Genomic DNA, 6255 nt, shown 5'->3' on the forward strand with positions numbered 1-6255 from the left:
GAGGCGGCCGATCACCTGCCCGTCACGGGCTCTTCTGAGATATGGCTCAGCGGGCCGTCCTCATGAGCAGTGACGGCGCGTTCCACAAGGGCGAGTGAGATTCGGGCGGTGCGCGCTGGGCCGGTCAGGCGTTGCCGCCTGTCAGGCCTGCCACTCCGAGGATGGCGACAGCGCTGGCCACGGTCAGGCCGAACGCCGCCGCGGCGATGCGCAGTCGGCTCCGCCAGTCCCGGTCGCCGGCGTTGGTCGGGCCGACTACGGCTCCGGCGATCACCGCCACCAGTAGGGCGGCGGTCACCACCCAGACGGCCAGCAACAGCCTGAACGCCGAGATGTTGCCCACGTTCGCACTCCCCCCAGAAGTTCGTCGATGTAGATCGTCGTCATCTTCCATGAACCCAGGTGAACGCGCGTGCTAGTTTAGATTTTTCAGCGAATTTTATTGATTTGGGTGAAGAAAGGGATCCCATGGCGGGCATCGGGGGTGGGCAGGGACGGCCGAGGCGGCCTCTGCAGGGCATGAGTCCACAAGAGGATCAGGTCGCCACGCTCCTGCGGGTTCAGGCGGACCAGGCACAACTGACCCTCCGTGACATCGCGGAGCGACTCACGCCCGAGATGCTCGGCGGGCGTCCCGTACCGGGCGTCGCCACCATCTCCAAGCGGTTCGCCGGCGAAGGGTTGGACGTCAACGCCGTCTTCGTCGAAGCCGTGCTCAGGCTGTGCGCGCCGGAACCTGCGGTGGCGGACGCGCTGTGCGAGCAAGCCACGGTTTTGCTCACGCAAGCGTCAGAGGCCCGTAGGCGGCAGCGCGCGGGCCGTGATCAGCGTTTTCGGGACGCATCGTCGTCCGAGGTCGTCCTGCTGCGTCGGCAGGTGGCCGAGCAGCAGGAGGCCCTCCGGGTCGAGCAGCAAAGTCGCCAGCAGGCAGAGGCGACCACCTTCATGTTGCTCGCGCTCCTCGCCCATCCACCGGCGCCGGCTGCCCAACTCCAGACCCCGGCAGAACCGACGTCTGGTCAGGGTGACTCGGTCGACCTCGGCAGGCGCATGGCCACGCTGGAGGCGCAGGTTGCCCAACTGCACGAGAACCCGATGCGCTACACGCCGTCCGCCACCGATTCCCGCGCCGCCGCCGTCGTGCTCCCCGCACGTGAGCACACCGACCATGACAGACCGACGCCGACTGCAGTATCTGCCGCATCCATCAATGATGACGTCCAACTCCACTCGGCCTACCGCGAGTTGCTTGCACACGACCCTGATGGTTCCCGCGTCGCACGTGCCATCCGCACGGCCTTTGATGACGTCCTCGACGGTCCCCGCACCGGTCGTTACCGGCTCGCCGAACTGCAGAAGCCGGAGAAGACTTATCTGGGCCTACTGGTCGAACGCACCCTCGTCAACGCTCTTGGGCTGCGTCGTGAAGAAGACGGTGACCAGGCCGATCTCCTGCTAGCCGGTGACATTGGGATCGCTTTGCGGTTCTCCCTGTCGTTCGGCGGCTGGACCTTCTCTCAGGAGCACGTGGACAGACTGGTCCTACTGTTGCACGCTGACGACGAAACCAACCGTTGGAACCTGGGTATCGTGCGGCTACGCGAGGAGATCCTCGCGCAAGGAGGCAACCGGGACTTCAAGCGGCGCCTGGCCGCCCACCACCGGCGCGAGATCGTGTGGCTCCACCATGACGCCTCACTGCCCGCCAACGCCCTCGCCGATCTTTCGCCGGCACAGCTGCAGACCATCCTCAAGGGCAGCTCACGCATGCGCGTGAACCAACTCCTGCGCGCGGCACAAGGGTTGGTGATCTCCCGGAACAACCTGGAAACCGTCGCGATGCGCGATGCCGATCGCCGGATGCGCGAAGCGCGCGATCAACTCGCGGCCGACGGCATCATCGTGCTGGCCGGAAGCGTCCCAGATCACCGGAACATCGCCCGCCGACTCCAGCTCCCCGTGCCCGGCAGACACGAGTACGTCACCGCACAGCTGGCCCCCGTCGACCCCAAGGAAGCAGACTTGCTAGGACGCACAACGGTCGACGCGGACGGCGAGACGTGGGCACTGGCCCTACCAGATGACACGGTGCGCCCCCTCCCGCCCGCCCTGCGCCGAGGGCCCACGGCGGCTCCTTCCCCGTCCACAGGACCGGCACCAGCGACCTGACTTGCACCCCATACAGCGCGTGCGCAGCACCGGCGAGAACCTGGGCATCCGAGGCGGCGAGTGGGATCCCGCCCGGGGCGGCAGCCGGCTGTCTCAGCACAGGATGTGTCGCCCGTAGGAAACCAGCGCGTCGGCAAGCGGTCGGTGGCAAACCTTGCACACCGGCGAATCTCTCGGCCCGAGGTGCCGGTCGCGGTGGGGGTGGAGCGGGCTGAAGTTCCCTCTCCCGGGATCTCTCCCAGTTCTGCGTCCAGGCACGCGCCACCAGCGAGGACGCCTTGGAGGGCATCCAGCGGTCCGGGCTCCGGCCGACCCACACCCCGTCGGTGCTGGTTACGCGAAGACGCATCGACGAGCAGCTGCCCGGGAAGATCGACCCCGGACATGCGGTGTTCCCTCGACACCGGCTGTAGTTGCCCTCCGGGGTGCTCGGAGTGCTTCCATGTCTCAAGACCGTCACGGCAGCTGCCACGCATCGTCATAGCGATAACACTTGTGCCATGACCCCGAAAGATGTGTCCTCGGGCCGTACTCTCCGCGAGCATCCGGAACCGAAGCTGTCCACCGTCAAGGAGCTGTACGCGTCCGCGATGACGTGCGGCTCCCCTCAGTGCGGACAGCCGCTCTATAGGCAGAGCACGACCGCCGAGAAGCGCATACTCAACAGCCGCGTTGCGCACATCCACGCTCGCAGCGAAGGTGGAGCGCGGTGGGACCCGGCAATGAGCAGCGAGGAGAACCGAGCCTTCGGGAATCTGATCCTGTTGTGCGAAGCGCATCACTCGGAGGTCGATGGGGTTCCTGAGTTCTTTCCGGCGGAGCTGCTGCGGTCGTGGAAGCAAAAGCAGGTCCAAGAACACGATCGGGCTCTCGGCTTCGTGCTGACCGATGCTGAAGTCGCGGAAGTCTCTGCGACCTCGTTCGACGCGGAGGGCTTGCTCGAGCGTGTGGCAGCGGTGGTCCCGTTCTCGGCACGTTCCCGGTCGCGACTGGAGGCGTTGGAGCTCGCTGCGAGAAGTTCTCGTGCGCGCAGCCTCGTTCGACTCCGCAGTACAGCTGATGACCGACGAGCTGAGGTGATGGCGTGGCGGTTCGGCCAGTCCGCTTCGATAGTGGAGGTTCCCGAGGGATGTCTGCGGGTCCTGGTAGCCCCCATGGGTGCGGGCAAGAGCGAGGAGGCGGAGAGATGGTGGAGCGAGGGCGTGACACGGGCGTGGGCTGACAGCGAGATCGCCATTCCCGTCTGGTTGGAGGCGCGGCTGGTGCAGCACGGTCTTGCATCGGCGGTCCAGGATTCCTTGGGCGGCGACCCCAATCGGGAGTGCCGCATCGTAATCGACGATCTGGACTCAGTGAGCCCCTCTCAGGCCGATGAACTGATGAACGAAGCCCGTCGGCTCGTCCTGGTCTGGCCCCGCGTGAGTGTGCTGGCGACGACGCGCCCGGGAGCGGGCGACGTGGAGGAGACCGAGCGTATCGACGTTGCTCCCTGGCCGCTCGAACGGGGCCTCGGACTGCTGCGCGTCATTGTGGGCGAGGATGCCTTCTGGAAAGTCGATGCGCACGAAACGAGGCAGCTGCTGACGAGCCCACTTCTCGTCCATGCCCTGGGCAGCCGGTTGCGCGCCGGGGGGAACTCGCAGGCATCGCCGCGTGAGCTGCTGTCAGGCTTGGCCGACTCCATCCTTCGTTACGAGCGCCCCGCCTCGCGGGGGGTGTGGAGCAGCCTGGTACGACTCGCCGCGTCGGTCATGGACTCTGCCGGCCTTGTAAAGGCCTCCTCGTTCGGGCGGGAGCACGAAATCTGGGAGCTGGAAGAAACCGGTCTGGTGGTCCGGGCCGACGACCGACTGCGGTTCGCTCTCCCTCTGTTCGAGCAGCACTTTGCCGCTCAGGCTCTTCAGGACCAGACAGCACGACTCGAGGACGCTGCCGGGCCAGAACGCTTCCCTCGCTGGCGTTACGCAATCGCATTCGCCGTAGACACCGCTGCGGCGGATGTGGCTGAGGAGCTGATGCTGCGGCTGGCGCGGACGAATCCTGCCGCCGCTTCGTGGGTGCTAGACGAAATTGTCGGCACTACGCCCCGGGCCGACCTGGATGCGGCCAAGAACATGGACCGGGGTATACACGGCAGCGGCGAGGAGCCGGCTCTGACAGCAGGTCAGTGGCTGAGAAGCGCAATGTTGGCGTGGCTCGCGGGAGTCGGTGACCTTGGCTCCCAGTTGGCACGGCAGCACGAGGGGAAGCTGGCACCGTGGGGAGTGCGGCTTGAAGAGGACTTCATGCTGCTTGCCGAGGCCCGCGAAGGCGTCCTGAACGCAGACCTCGTAGTGCGGCAGGACCTTCAGTTCGGAGGCGGGCTGCTCTCTCAGTTCCACAGCGTCGACGGCTTCTCTCTACCGCAAGGGCGCCTGGGGAGATGGGTCTGGGCGCGCAATCGGCTCCGTAAGAAGCTCTCCACCTGTATGGAGCGGCGAGTGTTGCCGGTCCCGCCGCTGTCCCCGCTCGCGACCGAACGGCTGTGGTTTCTCGCCCGCCGCGTACTTGCGGACAGCCGGCGGCAAGGCAGCGCCCCGATTCCCGTACAAGACCTCCGGGTGAAGGTCGACGCCATGATGGAGCAGGTCGAAAACAGCGCGTGGTGCACCTGGCGCGTGGCTGGCGACACCATCGACTCCGCCGACGTTCGCTGGCTCCACACCGAACTCCAGCACATCCACCAGAGCGTCCTCGCCGCACCCCGCCCCCCGGGGGACCGTAGAAACGGCGCTCAGTTCGTCTGGCAGGCCTACTCACCGGAGCTGACCCGGTCTATCACCACTGACGTCCTACGCGACGCCCTTGCTGGCTATCGCCACCTGGTCGAAACCAACTTCCCGCGCTTCGGACACGCCCTGGGCCTCTACAGCATTATGCCCGTACGTCTCGAAGGTCTCGTGATCATGCCCGCCCCGAGTGATTCCACCGCCTGGACCGCGACCGTGGAGTACACGCTCCGCACCGACACCTTGGTACCTCCATCTGCCGAGTCCATCGTCAACCTCGAACTAGTCGAGGAACCTGACGTTCCGACCAGGCAGTGGATGGACCTGCCTGGGGACAGCGCCGCGGTGTTCCGAGTTCCTGGAGTCCAACAGGAACCACTCGTCACTCACCATGAGCGCCAGGCCACGAACCTCGCCTACACCTGGCTCGCACGCGACCTGCACGCAGTCGGCTGGCTTGAAAACCGCTCTCCCTACTTCGGTTAGCAGATGGCCAGCCTTTTTGAGAGGCGTGGCAGGGTCGCGAGGAGTCACAGTTTCACGGTGGATGAGGTCCGGCCGCGCGACGGACAGATCCCGCTCCTTGTGTCCCAGCCGGCACGGATGCCAGGACATTGCGGGTGCCGATTAATCATCCGGCCTGGTCAAGCGGCATGTTGGTACTCGTGGAGGGTTCCGCCGAGTCGGTCTCGTCGGTGGACATCGAGGTGCTCGATCTGCGCTGGCAGGTCGATCGGTTCGGGTAGCGGGCGCAGAGGAGCGGCTTGCTTCAGCGTTCGGTGCGGTCGATGCCCGTTGTAGAAGGTTTCGAACTGGCGGAGTGCGGGGAGGAGGTGGCTCTGGTTCCAGATCAGGGTGCGGTCCAGGAGTTCCCTGCGGCAGGTCTGTATCCAGCGCTCCATGAGGGAGTTCATCCGCGGTATCCGGATGCCGGTGGTGGCGACCTTCAGCCCAGCATCGGCCAGCAGCGCGTCGAAAGCGGCGGTGAACTTCGAGTCTCGGTCCCGGATCAAGAATCTGGTCCTGCTGCCCGCGTCCTCCAGGTCCATGAGGAGATTGCGTCCGAGCTGCACGAGCCATTCCGCGGTCGGTGCACGGTGGCGCCCAGGATCCGGATACGCCTCGTTGAATGCTCGATGACCGCGAAGACGTACAGGCGAGTCCCGGTCAGGGCGCGGGTCTCGAAGAGATCGCAGGCGAGCAGGGCATCGGCTTGGCTGCGCAGGAAGTCGGCCCAGGTGGTGCTCTGCCGTTCGGGCGCGGGCGGGATGCCGTGTTCTTTGAGGATCTCCCAGATGGTCGAGGCGGCGACCTTGAT

The 6255-nt window shown here is 65.9% G+C and carries 3 protein-coding genes and 2 pseudogenes; 3 read left to right on the top strand and 2 right to left on the bottom strand.

Annotated elements, in window-relative coordinates; translation table 11 throughout:
- Positions 1 to 124: 124 nt before the first annotated feature.
- Positions 125 to 343 (bottom strand): hypothetical protein, encoded by a 219-nt coding sequence (locus tag ACFYXB_RS35955; RefSeq protein ID WP_389589238.1) that lies wholly within the window; start codon positions 341 to 343, stop codon positions 125 to 127.
- 125 nt (positions 344 to 468) lie between these two features.
- Between ACFYXB_RS35955 and ACFYXB_RS35960 the strand changes: the two genes are divergently transcribed.
- The 3 genes and pseudogenes from ACFYXB_RS35960 to ACFYXB_RS35970 all read left to right on the top strand — a co-directional run bounded on the left by ACFYXB_RS35960 (position 469) and on the right by ACFYXB_RS35970 (position 5423).
- Positions 469 to 2169, top strand: a complete 1701-nt coding sequence (locus tag ACFYXB_RS35960; protein WP_389589239.1) for a NaeI family type II restriction endonuclease — start codon at positions 469 to 471, stop codon at positions 2167 to 2169.
- A gap of 239 nt (positions 2170 to 2408) precedes the next feature.
- A pseudogene (locus ACFYXB_RS35965) lies at positions 2409 to 2582 on the top strand (DUF5958 family protein); the annotation flags it as partial.
- Between the two features lie 87 nt (positions 2583 to 2669).
- Positions 2670 to 5423, top strand: coding sequence for a hypothetical protein (locus ACFYXB_RS35970; RefSeq protein ID WP_389589240.1), 2754 nt, complete (start codon positions 2670 to 2672; stop codon positions 5421 to 5423).
- Between the two features lie 158 nt (positions 5424 to 5581).
- Here ACFYXB_RS35970 and ACFYXB_RS35975 read toward each other — a convergent pair.
- Positions 5582 to 6255 (bottom strand): annotated as a pseudogene (locus ACFYXB_RS35975) (integrase core domain-containing protein); the annotation flags it as partial.

It is taken from the genome of Streptomyces sp. NPDC002619 (assembly GCF_042889305.1).
Taxonomy (GTDB): Bacteria; Actinomycetota; Actinomycetes; order Streptomycetales; family Streptomycetaceae; genus Streptomyces.